The sequence below is a fragment of the Dactylosporangium sp. NPDC051541 genome (assembly GCF_044454505.1).
Taxonomy (GTDB): domain Bacteria; phylum Actinomycetota; class Actinomycetes; order Mycobacteriales; family Micromonosporaceae; genus Dactylosporangium.
In genome coordinates this window covers 53,637-72,761 of record NZ_JBITDU010000012.1, presented here as the reverse complement: position 1 = coordinate 72,761, position 19,125 = coordinate 53,637, and the positions used below count along the sequence as shown (strand labels likewise).

At 70.5% G+C, this 19,125-nt stretch carries 16 protein-coding genes and 1 pseudogene; all 17 read left to right on the top strand.

From position 1 onward, the window contains the following. The first annotated feature begins 7 nt into the window (after positions 1-7). Positions 8-1,168, top strand: a complete 1,161-nt coding sequence (locus ACIA8L_RS40390; protein ID WP_395913014.1) for a glycosyltransferase family 4 protein — start codon at positions 8-10, stop codon at positions 1,166-1,168. 121 nt (positions 1,169-1,289) lie between these two features. Next, a complete protein-coding gene (locus tag ACIA8L_RS40385; RefSeq protein WP_395913012.1) occupies positions 1,290-2,213 on the top strand; it encodes a hypothetical protein in 924 nt (307 codons plus the stop codon). A gap of 128 nt (positions 2,214-2,341) precedes the next feature. Continuing rightward, positions 2,342-3,202 carry an Fpg/Nei family DNA glycosylase gene (locus tag ACIA8L_RS40380; RefSeq protein ID WP_395913010.1) on the top strand — a complete coding sequence of 287 codons (861 nt, stop codon included), beginning with the start codon at positions 2,342-2,344 and terminating at the stop codon, positions 3,200-3,202. A 5-nt stretch (positions 3,203-3,207) separates the two neighbouring features. Further along, entirely contained in the window at positions 3,208-4,647 is a 1,440-nt protein-coding gene (locus ACIA8L_RS40375) for a DUF2142 domain-containing protein (protein ID WP_395913009.1), read from the top strand. A gap of 162 nt (positions 4,648-4,809) precedes the next feature. After that, positions 4,810-6,318, top strand: a complete 1,509-nt coding sequence (locus tag ACIA8L_RS40370; protein WP_395913007.1) for a sugar transferase — start codon at positions 4,810-4,812, stop codon at positions 6,316-6,318. A gap of 14 nt (positions 6,319-6,332) precedes the next feature. Beyond that, entirely contained in the window at positions 6,333-7,517 is a 1,185-nt protein-coding gene (locus ACIA8L_RS40365; RefSeq protein ID WP_395913005.1) for a sensor histidine kinase, read from the top strand. Next, positions 7,514-8,287, top strand: coding sequence for a LytR/AlgR family response regulator transcription factor (locus ACIA8L_RS40360; RefSeq protein WP_395913003.1), 774 nt, complete (start codon positions 7,514-7,516; stop codon positions 8,285-8,287). The genes ACIA8L_RS40365 and ACIA8L_RS40360 overlap by 4 nt, the downstream gene beginning before the upstream one ends. Positions 8,288-8,353: 66 nt before the next feature. Continuing rightward, positions 8,354-9,052, top strand: a complete 699-nt coding sequence (locus ACIA8L_RS40355; protein WP_395913001.1) for a response regulator — start codon at positions 8,354-8,356, stop codon at positions 9,050-9,052. After that, positions 9,049-10,083 carry an ATP-binding protein gene (locus ACIA8L_RS40350; RefSeq protein ID WP_395913000.1) on the top strand — a complete coding sequence of 345 codons (1,035 nt, stop codon included), beginning with the start codon at positions 9,049-9,051 and terminating at the stop codon, positions 10,081-10,083. Before ACIA8L_RS40355 ends, ACIA8L_RS40350 begins: the two co-directional genes overlap by 4 nt. Before the next feature lie 127 nt (positions 10,084-10,210). After that, on the top strand, positions 10,211-11,893 hold the full coding sequence (locus ACIA8L_RS40345) for a DUF4153 domain-containing protein (RefSeq protein WP_395912998.1): 1,683 nt from the start codon (positions 10,211-10,213) through the stop codon (positions 11,891-11,893). Positions 11,894-11,968: 75 nt separating this feature from the next. Continuing rightward, on the top strand, positions 11,969-12,349 hold the full coding sequence (locus ACIA8L_RS40340) for a hypothetical protein (protein ID WP_395912996.1): 381 nt from the start codon (positions 11,969-11,971) through the stop codon (positions 12,347-12,349). Beyond that, entirely contained in the window at positions 12,346-14,043 is a 1,698-nt protein-coding gene (locus ACIA8L_RS40335) for a cation acetate symporter (RefSeq protein ID WP_395912994.1), read from the top strand. The genes ACIA8L_RS40340 and ACIA8L_RS40335 overlap by 4 nt, the downstream gene beginning before the upstream one ends. 23 nt (positions 14,044-14,066) lie before the next feature. Beyond that, entirely contained in the window at positions 14,067-14,846 is a 780-nt protein-coding gene (locus tag ACIA8L_RS40330; RefSeq protein WP_395912992.1) for an ABC transporter ATP-binding protein, read from the top strand. Next, the gene (locus ACIA8L_RS40325; protein WP_395912990.1) at positions 14,837-16,576 is read left to right on the top strand and encodes an ABC transporter permease; all 1,740 of its coding nucleotides are present in this window, start codon (positions 14,837-14,839) and stop codon (positions 16,574-16,576) included. The genes ACIA8L_RS40330 and ACIA8L_RS40325 overlap by 10 nt, the downstream gene beginning before the upstream one ends. A gap of 7 nt (positions 16,577-16,583) precedes the next feature. Beyond that, the gene (locus ACIA8L_RS40320; RefSeq protein WP_395913355.1) at positions 16,584-17,090 is read left to right on the top strand and encodes a flavin reductase family protein; all 507 of its coding nucleotides are present in this window, start codon (positions 16,584-16,586) and stop codon (positions 17,088-17,090) included. 166 nt (positions 17,091-17,256) lie between these two features. Then, positions 17,257-17,631: a DUF485 domain-containing protein gene (locus tag ACIA8L_RS40315; RefSeq protein WP_395912988.1), complete on the top strand. Its 375-nt coding sequence runs from the start codon at positions 17,257-17,259 to the stop codon at positions 17,629-17,631. After that, positions 17,624-19,103, top strand: a pseudogene (locus tag ACIA8L_RS40310) (cation acetate symporter); the annotation flags it as partial. The gene ACIA8L_RS40315 and the pseudogene ACIA8L_RS40310, both read left to right, overlap by 8 nt. Positions 19,104-19,125: the final 22 nt, after the last annotated feature.

Here is a 19,125-nt window from a genome sequence, read left to right as displayed (position 1 = left end):
CCTCACTATGAAGGTCGTCGTCGCGCACAACCGGTATGCATCGGGCCAACCCTCCGGCGAGAACGTGATCGTCGACGCCGAGATCGCGCAGCTCGGCGCGGCCGGGGTCACCGTGCTGCCGTTCCTGCGCAGCTCCGACGAGATCGGCACGTTCTCCAAGGCCCAGAAGGTGCTGCTGCCCCTGGCCCCGATCCGCGGCGGCGACTCCCAGAAGGCCCTGGCCGAGCTGCTGGAGCGCGAGAAGCCGGACGTGTTCCATCTGCACAATCCGTATCCGCTGCTGTCACCGACGGTCGTGAAGACGGCCCACGCGCACGGCGTCCCGGTCGTGCACACCGTCCACAACTACCGGCAGGTGTGCGCCCCCGGCCTGTACTTCCGCGACGGCCACATCTGCACGGAGTGCCGCGGCAAGACCTTCCCGACACCGGCCGTCGTGCACACGTGCTACCGCGGCTCGAAGGCCCAGTCCGCGGTGATGGCGGCCACGTTGGCGTACCACCGCAGCACTTGGAAGCAGGTCGATCGTTTCATCGCCCTCACCGACCGCATCGCGGCCCACCTGATCGACTTCGGCATCCCCGCCGACCGGATCACCGTGAAGCCGAACGGCATCCCCGACCAGGGCGCGGCGCCGACGGCCGGCGACGGGTTCCTCTTCGCCGGCCGTCTAAGCCCCGAAAAAGGCCTGGCATTGGTACTGGACGCTTGGTCACAACACCAGGACGGCGCTCTGGGCCCACTGCGGATCGCCGGCGACGGTGAACTGCGCCCACTGGCCGAGCAGGCCGCGGCGACCCGCACGGACGTCACCTACCTGGGCCCGCTCGACAACGCCGGTGTCCGCGCCGAGATCGCCCGGGCGGCGTGCGTGATCGCGGCCTCCACCTGGCACGACGTGCTGCCGACGATCATCCTGGAGGCCTTGTCCGGCGGCCGTCCGGTGCTGGTGACCGACCGCGGCGGCATGCCGTATCTGGCCGGCGACGCCGGCTGGGTGGTCGAACCGTCACCGACCGCGATGGCCGAGGGCTTGGTGAAGGCACACGCGGGAGCAGCCGCGCTGGCTCCGGTGGCCAGGTCCCGCTTCGAGACGGAGTTCTCGCCGGACGTGCTGACCAAGCGCTTGATCGAGATCTACCGTACCGTCGCCAGCTCCCCACAGTGAGCCGTTCTGCTCCGAGCCACATCCACACGGCGAAAACTCCGGCTCAAGCCAGCGGACGCTCCACCAGCCGCCGGACCTAAAGCATTGGACGCTGTTCCCGCGAAGCGCCGATGCTTGATAGGTGGTGGATGTCAGTGGCGAGTGGATTTCTAAGCCTGCGGACTTCGACGTGGCGAAGGCCGAGGAGGCTGGACGTAGGGCGGAGGCGTGGTTCGAGAGTCTCAACGCCATCGACGCTTTGCGAGCCGATCTTGTGCGCGACCGGCCGGATCTACGCCCGACTGAAATCAGTTACTGCATTGCGAACATCGTCATCCAGAAATTCCTTGGGGATGCTTGGTGGGGCGAGCATCTAGCAGGAGGAACAACTGGCCAGGCAATCTATCTGCGGAGCCACCGGTCATATCGCGGAGCTCCGGGCGAGCACGTGCAGCGTGTGGTTTCGCTTGGCCGCCGAGTGTTCGAGTTTCAAGACATGCCCTGGTTCGGCGATCTTGTCGCAAACCTGCAGCGGCGGGACCTGCATGGGGCTGTGTTCGAAGCCGAAGTGCTGCACATGCTGACGTCGATTCCGTTGGAATTCCGCTTGCGAGCGCCGGTCGGCGAGAAGGGCCGCGACTACGACATCGGCGTTGACTTGGGCGGTACCGAGTGGGCCATCGAGGTCAAAAGCCGTGCGGACGACAGCGACTATCGCGCCGGCGCACTGATGAAAACTTTGGAGGGTGCCCGGCGCCAGTTGCCCGGTGACGGGATCGGCACGACGTTTGTGCGAGTCCCTTATGCGTGGACCAAGAGCGGGTTGTACCGCCGCCAGTCCGCTGACGAGATCACTGACCACCTCCGCCAGACCAGCCGAGTCCACGCCGTTGTACTCGTGTGGGATCACTGGACCGAGACTGCATTCAGCGGGCTTCACTGGCAGCGTCGGACCCGAGTGTTTCTTGACGAACGGGCTGATCTCCGCGTGACGAAGTTCCTCAGGACTTACGACCGGCTCTGGTCCGGAGACGTCGACCTCCTCAGCATCGCCGCGCCATTTTGATGCCGGCCCAGGGCGGTGGCGGGCGCACTCGGACGGCCCGCAGCTGTCGGCGTGGATCGTGCGGGGGTGCGGGTGGAGGCGAAGCCTTCCCCGCCGCGAGCTTGCGAGCTTGGAAGTAGCCTGTACGGGTGCCCGAGCTTCCCGAGGTCGAGGCGCTCGCCGCGTTTCTGCGGGAGCGTGCCGCCGGCCACACCATTGACCGGATCGAAGTGTCGTCGCTGAGTGCGTTGAAGACGTTCGACCCGCCGATCACCGCCGCGACCGGGCAGACGCTGACCGGGGCCTCGCGGCACGGCAAGTTCCTGGACATCCACGTCGGGACCGATCTGCATCTGGTCGTCCACCTGGCGCGGGCCGGCTGGCTGCACTACCGGGACGCGTTCAACGCCAAGACGCCGCTCAAGCCCGGCTCGGGGCCGATCGCGGTGCGGGTGCGGCTGGACGACGAGTCCGGGTTCGACCTTACCGAGGCGGGGACGAAGAAGAGCCTGGCCGCCTACTTCGTGACCGATCCGCGGCTGGTGCCGGGGATCGGGCGGCTCGGGCCGGACGCGCTCGCGGTCAGCGCCGACGAGTTCGCGGAGGCCATGCGGTCGCGGCGGGGACAGATCAAGGGGGTGCTGACCGATCAGACGATTCTGGCCGGGGTCGGCAACGCCTACTCCGACGAGATCCTGCACGCCGCCAAGCTCTCCCCGTTCGCGCTCACCAACAAGATCACGGATGACGTGATGGAGCGGCTGCACGCGGCCATGCGGGCGGTGTTGACCAGCGCCGTCGAGCGGTCGGTGGGGCAGAAGGCGGCCACGCTCAAGTCGGAGAAGCGCTCGGGGCTGGCCGTGCACGCGCGGACCGGGCTGCCCTGCCCCGTGTGTGGTGACACGGTGCGGGAGGTGTCGTTCGCGGACACGTCGCTGCAGTATTGCCCCACGTGCCAGACCGGCGGCAAGCCCTTGGCGGACCGGCGGCTGTCGAAGCTCGTACGCTGACCGGCGTGCGTCGAGCGTTCCTTCTGGCCTTTGCCGCCTTCTTCCTCCTCGGTGCGGCCTGGGCCCTGGCCCTGCCGGTGAACGGGACCTACGACGAGAAGCAGCACCTCGTCCGGGCCTATGCGGTGTGGACGGGGCAGTGGCTGCCCCACGAGCGGGCCAAGGACGCGAGCGGGATCGAGACCAACGCGTTCACCGGGCCGCGCAGCCTGCTGCCCGAGAACGCCGACTGCACCTTCATCGACAAGCCGCTGTACCACCCGGCGTCCTGCCTGGTGACGAACGGTGACCGGACCGACACGCCGGTGCCGAGTGCGGCCGCCCGCTACAGCCCGGTCTACTACCTGCTGGCCGGCCTGCCGCTGCGGATCAGCCCCGACGGGACCGGTCTCATCTGGGCCCGGCTGCTGTCGGCCGCGCTCTCAGCGGCCCTGCTGGCGGCGGCGGTGGCGATCGCGCCGGGCCGGCTGGAGCGGCTGGCGATCGTGCTTGTCACCACGCCGATGGTGGCGAACCTGGCCGGCGCGATAAACCCCAACGGGCTGGAGATCAGTGCGGCCGTCCTGCTGTTCGTGGCGCTCCTGCATCGCCGGTGGGCACTGGCCGGGGTGGGTGCCCTGCTGCTGTTCACGGTCCGGGACCTGGGACCGTTCTTCGCCCTGGCCGCCATCGCCATCGCACTCTTCGTGACCAGGGAAAACGTAAAAACCCTGCGCAATCGGGCATTCCTGATCCCGGCCGCGGCCGGCGCGGTATTCGCCGGGCTCTGGGCCGCCGTCGCGTCCCGCGGCAGCGACCTCGACTCGAGCCGGCCCATCCCGCCGACGAGTTCCGGTGCCATCCTCGACGACATCGTGCACGGCCGCGCCGAGTTCTGGGCCCGCCAGATCATCGGCCAGTTCAACTACGGCGAGACGACGATCTCCATCGCCGTGATCGCGCTGTGGTACCTCCTGTGCGCCGCCCTCGTCCTGCCCGCCCTGTGGCTCGGCGACCGGCGGCTGCGGATCGGCATCGGGGCGGCCTTCCTCGGCAGCGCGGCGCTGCTCGTGGCGCTGGAGCTGTACTTCGCGCCGAAGGTGGGCCAGTTCGCCCACGGGCGCTATGTGATGCCGTTGGGCGTGGGCGTGATCCTGCTCGCCCCGCTCGCCGCCGGTTACTCAGGGTGGCTGGCGGCAGCACCGGTGCGCGGCTGGCTCCTGGTGGCGTGCGCGGCTCTTACAGTACCGATGCAGCTCTATGCTTTGGCTCGGGTCATGACCCGGTTCCAACGCGGAATTTCCGCGGGGCTCAACCCGTTCGGCGGGGTCTGGGCTCCGCCACTGGGCAGCGCCGTGCCGCTTCTGTGTGCTTTGGTGGGTGCTGTGCTACTCGGGGTGATTGTCACGCGGAGTTCTGTCCGCCCTACGCCAGTGCTCTCGACAGCGAATACGTTCAGCAACTAGTGTCGGCCGGTCGTCATCGGTTGCCCCGGCCGCCGTGGGACACTTTGCAACATGCTTCCGGTGCTGTATTTCCGATAACCGGCCGAGCAGAGCAGTAGAGGACGCGCAGAGGTGACCACTAGTCTCCAACGTCCGGCCACCCCGCCGAGCCGGAGATCGACCTTGGGCGAACTCGACAGTTTCGAGATTCTTCCCGATCATGCGGTGGTACCACTGGGCCCGAACGGCGTACCGCGGTCGGGCTGGCAGCGGACCAAGCGAGCCTCCCGCTGGCACCGGCCCTACGCGGCGATCCTCATCCTGCTCGACATGGGCGGCGTCGCACTGTCGTCCCTGATCGCGCACTCCACCCTGCAAAACGCCAACGTCGGCTTCGAGGACCAGCCGGGCCTGTTCGGCCTGATCGCTTACGTCCTGCTGCCCGCGGTCTGGCTGCTCGTGCTTTGGGGCCACGGCGCCTACGACCGCCGCTACCTCGGCACCGGCACCGACGAGTTCAAGCGGGTCGTGCGCGCCTCCTGGACCGTTGTCGCGATCGTCGCCTTCGCCGCGTTCGCGTTCAAGATCCAGCTGTCCCGGTTCTCGGTCGGCGCCGCGCTGGTCGGCGGCCTCGTGTTCGTGCTCGTGGTGCGATACATCGCGCGCCGGGCCCTGGCCCTGGCCCGCACCAAGTTCCACCTGGCGACCCACCGCATGCTGCTCATCGGCACGCTGCAGGAGGCGCTGGAGGTCTACTCGGCCATCGCCCGCGACCCCGCGGCCGGGCTGGTGCCGGTCGGCATCCACCTGACCGAGGGCTACGCGCCGCACCCGAGCACCGTCACACCGGTGCCCGTGCACGCCGGCCGCGACATCCTCTCCCTGGTCCGCGAGCTCAACGCCGACACGATCGCGGTCTGCGGCTCGGCCAGCGCCGAGCCGGTCGAGCTGCGCCGGCTGGCCTGGCAGCTCGAGGGCACCGGCATCGACCTCGCCGTCGCGCCCCAGCTGACCGACATCGCCGGCCCGCGCGTGCACATCCGCCCGATCGAGGGCATTCCGCTGCTCTACGTCGAGGAGCCGAAGCTTTCCGGCCTCGGCTGGCTGTTCAAGAACATCCTCGACCGCGTCCTGGCCCTGCTCGGCCTGCTGCTCTGCCTGCCGCTCTTCCCGTTCATCGCACTGGCGATCAAGATGTCGGACCCCGGCCCGATCTTCTTCCGCCAGCCGCGCATCGGCCGCGAGGGCAAGATGTTCAGGGTCTGGAAGCTGCGGACCATGTATGTCGACGCCGAGGAGCGCCAGGCGCTGCTGGACGACCAGAACGAGAGCGACGGACTGCTCTTCAAAATCAAGAACGACCCGCGCGTGTTCAAGGTCGGCCGCTGGCTGCGGGCCTCCTCGATCGACGAGCTGCCCCAGCTGATCAACGTGCTGATGGGCGAGATGTCGGTGGTCGGGCCGCGGCCCCTGCCGGCCGAGGACGGCGACTTCCTCGGCGACGTGCGCCGCCGCCTGCTGGTCCGCCCGGGCATCACCGGCCTGTGGCAGGTCTCCGGCCGCAGCGATCTGAGCTGGGACGACGCCGTCCGCCTGGACCTCTACTACGTCGACAACTGGTCGCTCGTGCTCGACCTGCACACGATGTGGCGCACGGTCTGGGTCGTGGTCTTCCGCAAGGGCGCCTACTAAACAACGATTGGCCCGTGGGTGCCAACCTCGCCGCCGGGCTGATCGTCGTCGTGCTGATGTGCGCGCTCGGCGGGGCCGTCTACGCCGTCATCCGCTACCGCGGGCGCCGGGCCATCGCGACCGCCGCCCAGCGCGCCACCTATGACGTGCTGCACATCGCCGAACTGGCCGCCGAACCGCTGCGCAACGGCCTCACCGAAGCCGCCGCCGGCAAGGCCATCCGCCACCTGGGCACGCTGACCGGAGCCGCCGGGATCATGGTCACCGACGCGAAGCGCGTGCTCGCGTTCGACGGCATCGGTGAGCACCATCGCGACCATGCGGCGGCCGCGGCGGTCAAGGCGGTCGCCGCGGGCCGGCCAACCGTGCTCGGCGGGCGGGACCTACCCTGCGATCTCGTCGACTGTCCTATTCGAGGGGCTGTGGTGGTACCGCTCGCACAGCGTGAAGGCGCCCTCGTCGCCCTGTCCGACGGGCCGCCGGCACCGGGGCTGGTGCAGGCGACGGCCGAGACCGCCCGGTGGATCGGCACCCAGCTCGCCCTGGCCGAGCTCGACACCTCCCGGGCCCGCCTGGCCCGGGCCGAGGTCCGGGCGCTGCGGGCGCAGATCAGCCCGCACTTCATCTACAACGCCCTGACCGCCATCGCGAGCTTCGTGCGCACCGACCCGGAGCTGGCCCGCGAGCTCATCCTGGAGTTCGCGGAGTTCACGCGATACAGCTTCCGCGCGCACGGCGAGTTCACCACGTTGGCCGAGGAGCTCCGCTCGATCGACCGATACCTCACCATCGAACGGGCCCGCTTCGGTGAGCGGCTCCAGGTGCGGCTGCAGATCGCGCCCGAGGTGCTGCCGGTGACGCTGCCGTTCCTGTGCCTGCAGCCGCTGGTCGAGAACGCCGTGCGGCACGGGCTGTCGCGCAAGCCGGGCATGGGCACGGTCAGCATCGTCGCCCGCGACGCCGGCGCCGAGTGCCACATCACCGTCGAGGACGACGGGGTGGGCATGGACCCGGCCGCCCTGCTCAGCGCCGATGACACCACCGACGCCGGCCAGCACGTGGGCTTGCGCAACGTCGACGATCGGCTACGTTCGGTCTTCGGTGACGGGTTCGGCGTCGTGGTCGAGACCGCGCCCGACGCCGGCACCAAGGTCAGCATGCGCGTGCCGAAATTCCACCCGGGGGTGACTTCGCATTGACCTCGTCGCTCAATGAGAACGGTTTCTTGCGCGTGCTGGCGGTGGACGATGAGGTGCCGGCGCTCGACGAGCTCGCATACCTGCTCCGCGCCGACCCCCGCGTAGGCCGCCTGCACTGCGCCGGCGACGCCACCGAGGCCCTGCGCGTCCTGCGCGACTCCGACATCGACGCCGTGTTCCTCGACATCCGCATGCCCGGCCTGGACGGCATGGAACTGGCCCGCATCCTCGCCCGCTTCGCCCGCCCACCGGCGATCGTGTTCGTCACCGCCTACGACGACCGCGCCGCCGAGGCCTTCGACCTGGGCGTGGCCGACTACGTCCGCAAACCGGTCCGCGCCGACCGGATCGCCGAGTCCATCCGCCGCGTCCTCGCCACCCGCCTGGTCCCCACCCACCCCGCCGTAGCCGCCCGCCGCGACCGCCAGGACGACCCGACGATCCCGGTCGAGCTGGCCGGCACCACCCGGATGCTGCCCCGCTCCTCGGTCCGCTGGGTCGAAGCACAGGGCGACTACGCCCGCCTGCACACCGCCGACGCCTCCCACCTGGTCCGGGTCTCCCTGGCCACGCTGGCCGAGCGCTGGGCGGATGCCGGCTTTGTCAGAATCCACCGGTCCTACCTCGTGCAACTCCGCCTGATCACCGAGCTGCGCATGACCAACACCGGCTACGTGGTCCTGATCGACGACCACGAGCTGCCGGTCTCCCGCCGTCACACTCGGGAACTGAAGGATCGCCTGGTGCGAGCGGCCAAGTCCTGGACCTGAGGGTCTACACAACTTCTGCACATTGCCGACTGAGGGCCTGCACTTCGCGGGCCTACGCTCCTTCATGTGAACACAGTTGGGGAGCGGCGCCGGGTGCTTGTCGTGGATGACGAGCGGATGATCGCGGAGTCGATCGCGGTGCGGCTTCGGGCCGAGGGGTTCTCCGTCGATACCGCGCATGACGGGCCCGCGGCGGTGGCGGCGGCTCGGCTCATGCGGCCTGACCTGGTTGTGCTCGACGTCATGTTGCCCGGGTTCGACGGGCTTGAGGTGTGCCGGCGGATCCAGGCCGAGCGGCCCGTGGCGGTGCTCATGCTCACCGCTCGCGACGACGAGAATGACCTGCTCGTCGGGCTGGCGGTGGGGGCTGACGACTACCTGACCAAGCCGTTCTCGATGCGGGAGCTGGCGGCCCGGGTGCATGTGCTGCTGCGGCGGCTGGAGCGGCTCGCGCAGGTGCAGCCGGACCCCAACCAGACGTCGATCGTGCTCGGGGACCTCGAGATCAACCGGGCGCAGCGGCGGGTCACCCGGGCCGGGGTCGAGGCGCACCTGACGCCGACCGAGTTCGACCTGCTCGTCAACCTGGCCAGCCGGCCGCGGACCGTGCTGCCCCGCGAGCGGCTCCTGGCCGAGGTGTGGGGGTGGGCGGACGCCTCCGGCACCCGCACGGTCGACAGCCACATCAAGGCCCTGCGCCGAAAGCTCGGCGCCGACCTGATCCGCACGGTGCACGGCGTCGGCTATGCCCTGGAGTCCGCATGATGGCACAAAGCATGAAGAAGATCGCCGATCTCCTGCCGCGGCCGCTCGACCCGCTGCGGTCGATCAAGCTCAAGCTGGCCGTGCTGCTGCTCGCGTCGGCCTGTGCCGGGCTCGGGGTGTTCTGGATCGGCATCGGGTGGATTCCGCCCAACACGACCTACATCGCGCTGACCGCCGGCCTGCTCACCTCCCAGGTCCTGGCCCACGGGGTGACCCGGCCGCTGCGCGAGATGACCACCGCCGCCCGGGCGATGGCCCGCGGTGACTACTCCACCCGGGTCCGGGCCACATCGAAGGACGAGGTCGGCCAGCTCGCGGTCGCCTTCAACCAGATGGTGGGCGAGCTCGCCGCGGCCGACCAGCAGCGCCGCGAGCTCATCGCGAACGTCTCGCACGAGCTGCGCACGCCGATCTCCGCGCTGCAGGCGATGCTCGAGAACATCGTCGACGGTGTGGCCGAACCGGACCCGGCGACGCTGCGCACCGCGCTGGCCCAGACCGAGCGCCTCGGCCGGCTCGTCACCGAGCTGCTGGACATTTCGCGTCTGGATGCGGGGGTGGTACCGCTCGATCGTGAGCTCTTCCACCTCGAGGACCTCCTGCACGAGGTCGTCGCCGAGGCCGAGGTGAAGGCGACCGCGACCGGGCACAAAGTCGAATACCTCTCCTGCTCGTTCCCGGAGAACGCCCTGGTCAAGGCCGACCGGGCGCGACTGCACCACGTCTTGTCCAACCTCGTCGACAACGCCACCCGGCACAGCCCCGACGGCGGGACGGTCACCATCCTCGGCCGCCGCGAGCCCGGCCGGGTCATGATCGAGGTCGCCGACGAGGGGCCGGGCATCCCGCACGAGGAGCGGGAGCGGGTGTTCGAGCGGTTCACCCGCGGCGCCCGGCCGTCCGGGGGTGGCACGGGTCTCGGCCTGGCCATCGCCCAGTGGCTGACGCAGCTGCACGACGGCTCGATCGCGGTCGTCGAGCAGCCGGACGACCTTCCGGGCTGCCGCATCCGGGTCACGCTGCCCGCCTGACCTTCGGACCGCAGGCGTCCTTTCCCACGTAGGCCGGCATCGGCGCCGGTCGTAGTCATCCGCATGCCCGTGACCGGCCTCAGGCCGGCCGCGTGGACCCCTTTTGCCCCGATTCAGGAGCCGAGCCATGCCCGAGGCCCCGGAACAGTCCCAGCCCCCGACCGCACCGCCGACGCCGCCGAGCGGACCGCCGACGCCGCCGAGCGGACCGCCGAGACCGGGGGCCCTCGCGGTGGCCGCGCCGCCGGGGCCGCGCCCGGGGAGTCCGAACCCGTTCCCCGGGCCGCCGCCGCCGATCAACCCGGCCCTGCGCAGCCCCTTCCAGCTCGGGCCGGCGGCGCCGACGCTGTGGCAGCGGGCCTGGCCCCTGCTCAGCCCGGCGGCGAGCACCACCGCCCTCGGGGGCGCCCTGAGTGCGGCCCTGGTCGCGGCGGCCGCGCTGCCGGTGGACCGGCCCGGGCTCGGCTGGCCGATCGCCGGCCTCGGCCTGCTCGTGCCGCTCGCGCTGCTGCTGGCCCGCAAGCCGGGAGCGACGGCCGGAGCGCGGATCGAGGGCGTGCTGTGGTGCGGGGCGGCGATGGCGCTGCTCTCCGTAGGGTTCTTCCGGGCCGCCGGCTGGCTGTTCGCGCTGTGCGCGCTGACCGCGTTCGGGGCCACGGCGATGGCGGTCGGCCGGCACGGGCGCGTCCCGGCGATCCTCCAGGCGCCGTTCACGCTGGTCTTCGCGGCGTTCCGGGCCGTGCCGTGGTCGGCCGCGGGGCTGACCCGGCCGGCCAAGCGGGCCACGACCACGGTGCGGGCCAACAACGGGGTGCGGCTGCTGGGCTCCATCGGGATCGGGGTCGCGCTGCTCATCGTGTTCGGCGCGCTGTTCGCCAGTGCCGATGCCGGGTTCGCCCGCCTGGTCGACGCGATCACGCCGACCATCGATGCCGGCACGATCGCGCGCTGGACGCTCGTCGCGGTCGCCGCCGCCGGGCTGTCGCTGGGCGGCGCGTTCCTGGTCGCCAACCCGGCCGAGATCGGCGAGGGCGAGCCGCGGGTGAAGCACGTGCGCCGGGTCGAGTGGCTGGTGCCGGTCGGCGCGCTGCTCCTGCTGTTCGTGGTGTTCGTCGGGGTGCAGCTGGCCGTGCTGTTCGGCGACCGGGACTACGTGATGCGCACGGTGGGGCTCACTTTCGCGGAGTACGCCCGCAAAGGCTTCTGGCAGTTGCTCGTCATCACCTTGCTCACCCTCTGCGTCATGGGCGTGACGGTCCGCAAGGCACTGCCCGGGGATCGCGGGCTCCTGCGGATCGTGCTCGGGCTGCTCGCGCTCTGCTCGCTGGTCGTGGTCGGCTCGGCGCTGTGGCGGATGAACGTGTACGAGCAGGCCTATGGCTTCACCCGGCTGCGGGTCTTCGTCAGCGCCGTCGAACTGTGGCTGGGCGGGCTCTTCGTGCTGGTCATGCTGGCCGGAGCGATCCCCGCGCGGCGGTGGCTGGGGCGGGCCGGGGTCGCGCTGTGGGTGGCGACGCTGCTCGGGCTCGCGGTGCTCAACCCGGACCGGTTCATCGCCGCGCACAACGTCGAGCGGGCCGACCGCAACAACGCCGACATCTGGTATTTGCGCTCGCTGTCGGCCGACGCCGTGCCCGAGCTGGACAAGCTGCCGGCCGGGGCGCGGGAGTGCGCGCTGTCCGGCATCGCCGACGAGCTTGCGGACCACCCCGACGATTGGCGGGAGTGGAACCTGGCCCGGTCCCGCGCGCGTCAGATCGTTTCGGGACCGACCGAACCGAGCTACTACCCCTGCTATCGGCGGTACTAGAGCGCCGGGGCCGACATTCATACGGGGGATGTCGGCCCTTGCGCTGGTTTCACCGGCGTTGCGAGACTGCGGTCCATGGAGCCGCCAACTCCGCGTGTCCGGGTCGTGCTCGGCGACGTCGCACGCGCGCCGATCCACCCCGCCGGGGCTCGCGCTGAGCTCGAAGAGCAGAGCCCGGTCGGCGCGGCCCTGGCCCGCGGGCTGGTGCGGGCGCAGCTGTCGATAGCGGTCCGGCTCTCGGCCGTCGTCGCGGTCGGGCTCGGCGGGCTGCCGCTGCTGTTCGCGGTCGTGCCGGCCGTCGCGAAGGCCGAGCTCTTCGGGGTGTCGCTGCCCTGGCTGCTGCTCGGCGTGCTGGCCTACCCGTTCCTGTACCTCGTCGGCGCCGTCTACGTGCACCAGGCCGAGCGCAACGAGCAGGAGTTCGTCGCCCTGGTCGAGGACCGCGGCCAGAAGTGAGCTCCTACTCGATCGCCGCGGTCCTGCTGGTGACGCTCGCGACCGTGGCCATCGGGCTCTACGGCCTCCGCTTCGCCCGCACCACGTCGGACTTCCTGGTCGCGTCGCGGATGGTCAGCCCGACCTGGAACGCGGCCGCGATCAGCGGGGAGTACCTCTCGGCGGCCAGCTTCCTCGGTGTCGCCGGGCTGGTCCTCAAGCACGGCGTCGACCTGCTCTGGTATCCGGTCGGGTTCGCGGCCGGCTACCTCGCGCTGCTGCTCTTCGTGGCCGCGCCGCTGCGCCGCTCCGGTGCGTTCACGCTGCCGGACTTCTGCGAGGTCCGGCTCCGCTCGAAGCGGCTGCGCAAGCTCGCGACCGCGTTCGTGATGTTCATCGGCTGGCTGTATCTGGTGCCCCAGCTGCAGGGGGCCGGCCTCACCCTGCAGACCGTGACCGGCGCCCCCTACGCGCTCGGCGCCCTGCTGGTCGGGGTCGTGGTCACGCTGAACGTCGCCCTCGGCGGGATGCGCTCCATTACTTTCGTGCAGGCGTTTCAGTACTGGCTGAAACTGACCGCCCTCGCCGTGCCGTTCGTGTTCCTGCTCATGCAGTGGCAGCACGACGGCCGCCCCGCGCTCACGGCACCGGACGGGCCCCGCTTCCCGGCCGTGACAAGTGTCGGCATCGAGCACGAGACCCGGCTCACGATCACCGAGCCGACCACGGTCGACGGGCACGGGCTCGTCGATGGCGTGCTCGTCAGCGGGGCCCTGCTGCTCACGCCGGGTGACCATACCGTGGCTGAAGGGGCCGTTCTGGTGTTCGACCGGGCGGCGGCCGTACCAAAGGTGGCGGTTGTATCGGCGGACTCTCCGGCCGAGTGGCTGCGGCCGGGTGACAACGCACAGGATCTGTTCGGCACCTACTCGCTGATCCTCGCCACGTTCCTGGGCACGATGGGCCTGCCGCACGTCCTCGTCCGCTTCTATACGAACGCCGACGGCGCCGCGGCCCGTCGGACCACGCTCGTCGTGCTCGGCCTGGTCGGCATGTTCTACCTGACCCCGACGCTCTACGGCGCCCTCGGCCGCGTCTACACGCCGCAGCTGCTGATGACCGGCAACACCGACGCGGTCGTGCTCCTGCTGCCCTCGGCCGCGCTCGGCGGGGACGTCACCGGCCGACTCCTCAGCGCGCTGGTGGCGGCCGGCGCGTTCGCCGCGTTCCTCTCCGCCTCCTCCGGCCTGCTCACCAGCGTGGCCGGGGTGCTGTCGACGGACGTGCTCGGCCACGGCTCGGTCCGCGACTTCCGCCGCTCGGCGCTGCTGGCCGGGATCGTGCCGCTGCTGCTCGCCCTCTTCGTGGCCAGCCTGGACGTGTCCCAGGTCGTCGGGCTGGCGTTCGCCGTGGCCGCTTCGAGCTTCTGCCCGCTGCTGGTGCTGGGCATCTGGTGGCGGGGCCTGACGTCGCTCGGTGCCGCCGCCGGGATCGTGGTGGGCGGCGGGGCGGCCGCGAGCGCGGTGCTGCTGACCGTGCTGGGCGGCCCGCTGGACGGCTGGGCCGGCGTCCTCACGGCTCAACCGGCCGCCTGGACCGTGCCTTTAGCCTTTCTGGTCATGATTCTGGTCTCCCTGCTGACAAGGCACCGTTTGCCCGCCGGCCTCGGAGCGATCATGCTTCGCCTGCACGCGCCCGATGCGCTGCGTCTGTAGGCCGGGTGGCGGGGGTGGACAGCGTGACTTACGTTCAGAACGTGACGAGCGGGCCGAATTCGGCTCTCGCACTGCGGGGGCTCACGAAGCGTTTCGATGACAAGGTCGCGGTCGCCGGAGTCGACCTCGACGTGCCGGTGGGGTCGTTCTACGGGCTGCTGGGACCGAACGGCGCCGGCAAGACCACCTCGCTCTCGATGGCCGTGGGGCTGCTGCGCCCGGACGCCGGGAACGCCTACGTGCTCGGCCACGACGTGTGGTCGGACCCGGTCGAGGCCAAGCGGCGGCTGGGTGCGCTGCCCGATTCGGCCCGGATGTTCGACCGGCTCTCCGGCAGTGAGCTGCTGGCCTACACCGGGCTGCTGCGCGGCCTGCCGCCGGATGTCGTCGACAGCCGGGCCGCGGAGCTGCTCGACGTGCTTGGCCTGGCCGACGCCGGGCGCACCCTGGTCGTCGACTACTCGGCCGGCATGAAGAAGAAGATCGGCCTGGCCTGCGCGATGCTGCACGCGCCGCGGCTGCTGGTGCTCGACGAGCCGTTCGAGGCGGTCGACCCGGTCTCCGGTGCCCTGATCCGCGACATCCTCATCCGCTACGTGCGCAACGGCGGGACGGTCATCTTCTCCAGCCACGTCATGGCCGTCGTGGAGAAGCTCTGCACCCACATCGCGATCCTGGCCGACGGGCAGATCAAGATCGTCGGGACCACCGAGGAGGTCCGCGGCGGCCGAGAACTCGAGGACGTCTTCGTCGACGTGGTCGGCGGCCGCGTCGCCACGGGCGCGGAGCTGTCGTGGCTGTAAGCGGGCATATCCCTCAGCAGCGGACATCGCCGGAGGGACCGGTCGCGACCGGGCCGCGGATCTCCTACTTCGTCCGGCTCAAGCTGCGGATCCTGCGCAACTCGCTGCGGCCCGGCAACGCGCACCCGACGGAGTCGGCGGCCAAGCGGTTCGGGCGGCACGGCCGGCTGATCCTGTTCATCCTGGGCGCGCTGTTCGGGCTGTGGGCCGCGTTCGGTGGCTTCGCCGCGTTCGCCGCGGCCAGTTTCGCGAACGACACCCTGCGCCCGACGGTGTCCGCGTTCGCCGGGGCCGCGCTGATCCTCGCCTGGATCTTCGTGCCGCTGCTGTTCTTCGGCGTCGACGAAACGCTCGACCCGGCCCGCTTCGCGCTCCTGCCGATCCCGCGCCGCACGCTGATCGGCGGCATGCTCGCGGCCGCGTTCGTCGGCATCCCGCCGACCGTCACGCTGCTGGCCACCCTCGGCTCGGTGCTCGGCGCCGCATTCGACGGCGGGGTGGGCGCCGCGATCGTCGCGGTGCTCGGCGCGGCCGTCGGCCTCGGCGTGGCGGTCGCCGCGAGCCGGGCCGTGACCAGCGCGTTTGCCCGGATGCTGCGCTCGCGCCGGGTCCGCGACCTGGCCGCGCTGCTCATCGCCCTGCTGGGCATCTCCTGCAACCCGATCTTCCAGCTGGTCTTCGCGCTCGTCCAGCGCGGCGAGTCCCCGCAGGCCACCCGCATCGGCGAGGTGCTGTCGTGGACCCCGCTGGCCGCGCCCTACGTCGCCTACGTCGACGCGATCGAAGGCAATTGGCTGCTCGTGCCGGCCCGGCTGCTCATCGGGGTGGCCGGGATCGTCCTGCTGCTGTGGTGGTGGAGCCGGACCATCGAGTCGGCGATGATCGGCAATGCCAGCGGCCCCGGCCCCGCCCGCCGCGCCACCAGCGGTGAGGCTCCGGTCCAGGCGTTCATCCCGCGCCTGGTGCGGTTCCTGCCGGCCAACCGGTTCACCGCGCTGCTGTCCCGGGAGATCCGATACTGGCTGCGCGACCCCCGCCGCCGGGCCGGCCTCATCTCGGTGCTGGCCGCGTCGGTGGTCATCCCGTTCGCGTTCACCTTCGGCCTCCACAACGGCCCGGCCCAGGGTGGCGGCCCCTCATTCGGGTCCGGCGCGCTGGTGTTCTCGCTGCTGTTCGCGGGCGGGTTCGTCGGGCTGGCGCTGGTCAACCAGTTCGGCAACGACGGCACGGCGTATGCCCTGCACATGCTGACCGCCGTCCCGGGCCAGGTCGAGCTGGCGGCCCGAGCGGTGGCCGTTGGCATTCTGACCTTTCCATTACTGCTCGTGGGTACCGTCGTCGCCTCGATCATTTCCGGGCACGCCGCTTCGCTGCCGGCTGCCCTGGGCGTCGGCCTCGGCTCCTTCGGCATCTCGGTCGGCATGGCCGGCATCACCTCGGTCATCGCGCCCTACGCGATGCCCGAGACCAACAACCCGTTCGCGATGAACAGCGGCCGGGGCGGGGGCAAGGCGCTGCTGTCGTTCGTGTGTATGTTCGCCACCTGGCTCCTGGCCGCACCGATCGCCGCGGCCTCCACCCTGCTGCCCGACGGTCTCACCTGGATCCTGCTGCCGATCGGGCTGGCCTGGGGCTTCGCGTTCGCCTGGCTCGGCACCCGGCTGGCCGGCAACCTGCTGCAGCGGCGCGCCCCGGAGGTGCTGGCCGCGGTGACGCCGAAGCGGGCCTGACAATGTCCTGGTGAGCATCCACGCCTCGGACCCGTTCGCCACGCCGGATGAGCAGAAGTCGCCGGTGCGCCGGCTGCGCGGGCGACTCCCGGCCGCGGTGGCCCTGTGGACCGCGTCCGCGCCGGCGCCGCAGGGCCTGACCGTCTCCTCGATGCTGGTCGTCGACGGCGAGCCCGGGCGCGTGCTGGGCCTGATCGACGACGAGAGCGACCTGTGGACGGCGCTTTCGTCGAGCGGGCGCTTCGCGGTGAGCCTGCTGCTGAGCGACGACCGGCAGCTGGCCGACCGGTTCGCCGGGCTGATGCCCGCGCCGGGCGGGCTGTTCGCGACGGGGGAGTGGGAGCCGACGGACTACGGCCCGGTGCCGGCCGGGCGCACGTGGGCCGGCTGCAAGCTGCTGTCGTCGGCGGAAAAGGGCTGGTCACTGCTGGTCGAGGCGGAGATCGAGCGGATCGAGTTCGCCGCCGAGGCCGCCGAGCCGCTCATCCACGAGCGCGGCCGCTACCGCCGTTGATCATTTTCGATACCACCGGTTAACGGTGTGACGGCTGTCACTGGGCGCAGTGGCGGTGCCGTTCGGCGCAGGGGAGTACCAAAGCAGCAAAAGATCTTCAATGCCGAGGGCCGGGTTCCTAGCGTGCGCGGTTACCCGCACCCCTAACGGCAGGTGGTGATCAACCATGAGCACCGAGACCCCGGCCCCGGCGGAGACCGGCGGCGAGAACCGCTACGTCGCCGTCGCCCGCACGCCGGAGTTCGACGCCTTGCGCAGTGCGCTGCGCAAGTTCGTCTTTCCCGTGTCCATCGCGTTCCTGGTCTGGTACGCGCTCTACGTACTGCTTTCCGCCTACGCCCGCGACTTCATGAGCACCAAGGTCGTCGGGCACATCAACGTCGCCCTGATCTTCGGTCTGCTGCAGTTCGTGTCCACGTTCCTGATCGCCTGGCTCTACGCGCGGTATGCCGACCGCAAGGTCGACCCGCTCGCCGACGACCTGCGAGCCAAGATCGAGGGCGCTCCGGCCGCGGATCTGAAGGGAGACGAAGATGCCTGAGACGATCCTGGCCGCGACGTCGGTGACGACCCAGCGGACGCTGACGCTGACGCTGTTCATCGTCCTCGTCGGCGTCACGCTCGGCATCACCATCTGGGCCAGCCGGCAGAACCGCACCGCCGCGGACTTCTACGCCGGCGGCCGCTCGTTCAGCGGCTTCCAGAACGGCTTGGCGATCGGCGGCGACTACATGTCGGCCGCGAGCTTCCTCGGCATCGCCGGCATCATCGCGCTCAACGGCTACGACGGCTTCCTGTACAGCATCGGCTTCCTCGTCGCCTGGCTGGTCGCGCTGCTGCTGGTGGCCGAGCTGATGCGAAACTCCGGCCGCTACACGATGGCCGACGTGCTCGCGTTCCGCATGCGGCAGGCGCCGGTGCGCACGGCCGGCAGCATCTCGACCATCATCGTGTCGATCTTCTACCTGCTGGCGCAGATGGTCGGCGCGGGCGCGCTCGTGGCGCTGCTGCTCGGCATCAAGGCGGGCGACACCTTCCTGGGCATGAGCGCCGAGACTGCGAAGATCGTCACGATCGCGCTCATCGGCGTGCTGATGATCGTGTACGTCACGGTCGGCGGCATGAAGGGCACGACCTACGTGCAGATCGTCAAGGCGTTCATGCTGATGATCGGCGCCCTGATCCTGACGCTGCTCGTGCTCGCGCACTACAAGTTCAACCTGTCCAGCCTGCTCGGCGAGGCCGCAGCCAAGTCGGGCCGGGCCGACGCCTTCCTGGAACCGGGGCTCCGGTATGGCCGCGAGTTCGCCGGCAACGCGGTGGCGACGGCGTGGAGCAAGCTGGACCTGATCTCCCTCGGCCTGGCCCTGGTCCTCGGCACCGCCGGCCTGCCGCACATCCTGATCCGCTTCTACACGGTGCCCAACGCCAAGGCGGCCCGCAAGAGCGTCGTCTGGGCGATCGGCCTCATCGGCGCGTTCTACCTGATGACCCTGGCGCTCGGCTTCGGTGCCGCGGCGCTGGTCGGCCGGCAGGCGATCGTCGCGCAGGACGCGGCCGGCAACACGGCCGCTCCACAGCTGGCGCAGGTCCTCGGGCAGGACTATCTCGGCGGTGACTTCGGCGGATCGCTGCTCCTGGCGATCATCGCGGCGGTCGCCTTCGCCACCATCCTCGCCGTCGTCGCCGGGCTCACCCTGGCCTCCTCGTCCTCGCTGGCGCACGACCTCTACGCCAACGTGCTGCGCCGGGGCCGGACCGACGAGCGGCAGGAAGTCCAGGTCGCACGGTGGTCGGCCCTCGGCATCGGGGCCATCTCCATCGTGCTCGGCATCATCGCCCGCAACCTCAACGTCGCCTTCCTGGTGGCGCTGGCGTTCGCGATCGCCGCGTCGGCGAACCTGCCGGCGATCCTGTTCTCGCTGTTCTGGAAGAAGTTCAACACCCGCGGCGCGACCTGGGGCATCTACGCCGGCCTCATCGCGGCCGTCGGCATCGTGCTGATGAGCCCGATCGCCTGGGGCGGCGTCAGCAG

Excerpts from the sequence above, each read along its gene's own strand:
- ACIA8L_RS40390 (WP_395913014.1), top strand. The coding sequence starts at position 8 with ATGAAGGTCGTCGTCGCGCACAACCGGTATGCATCGGGCCAACCCTCC.
- ACIA8L_RS40350 (WP_395913000.1), top strand. The coding sequence starts at position 9,049 with ATGATGGCACAAAGCATGAAGAAGATCGCCGATCTCCTGCCGCGGCCG.
- ACIA8L_RS40345 (WP_395912998.1), top strand. The coding sequence starts at position 10,211 with ATGCCCGAGGCCCCGGAACAGTCCCAGCCCCCGACCGCACCGCCGACG.
- ACIA8L_RS40340 (WP_395912996.1), top strand. The coding sequence starts at position 11,969 with ATGGAGCCGCCAACTCCGCGTGTCCGGGTCGTGCTCGGCGACGTCGCA.
- ACIA8L_RS40315 (WP_395912988.1), top strand. The coding sequence starts at position 17,257 with ATGAGCACCGAGACCCCGGCCCCGGCGGAGACCGGCGGCGAGAACCGC.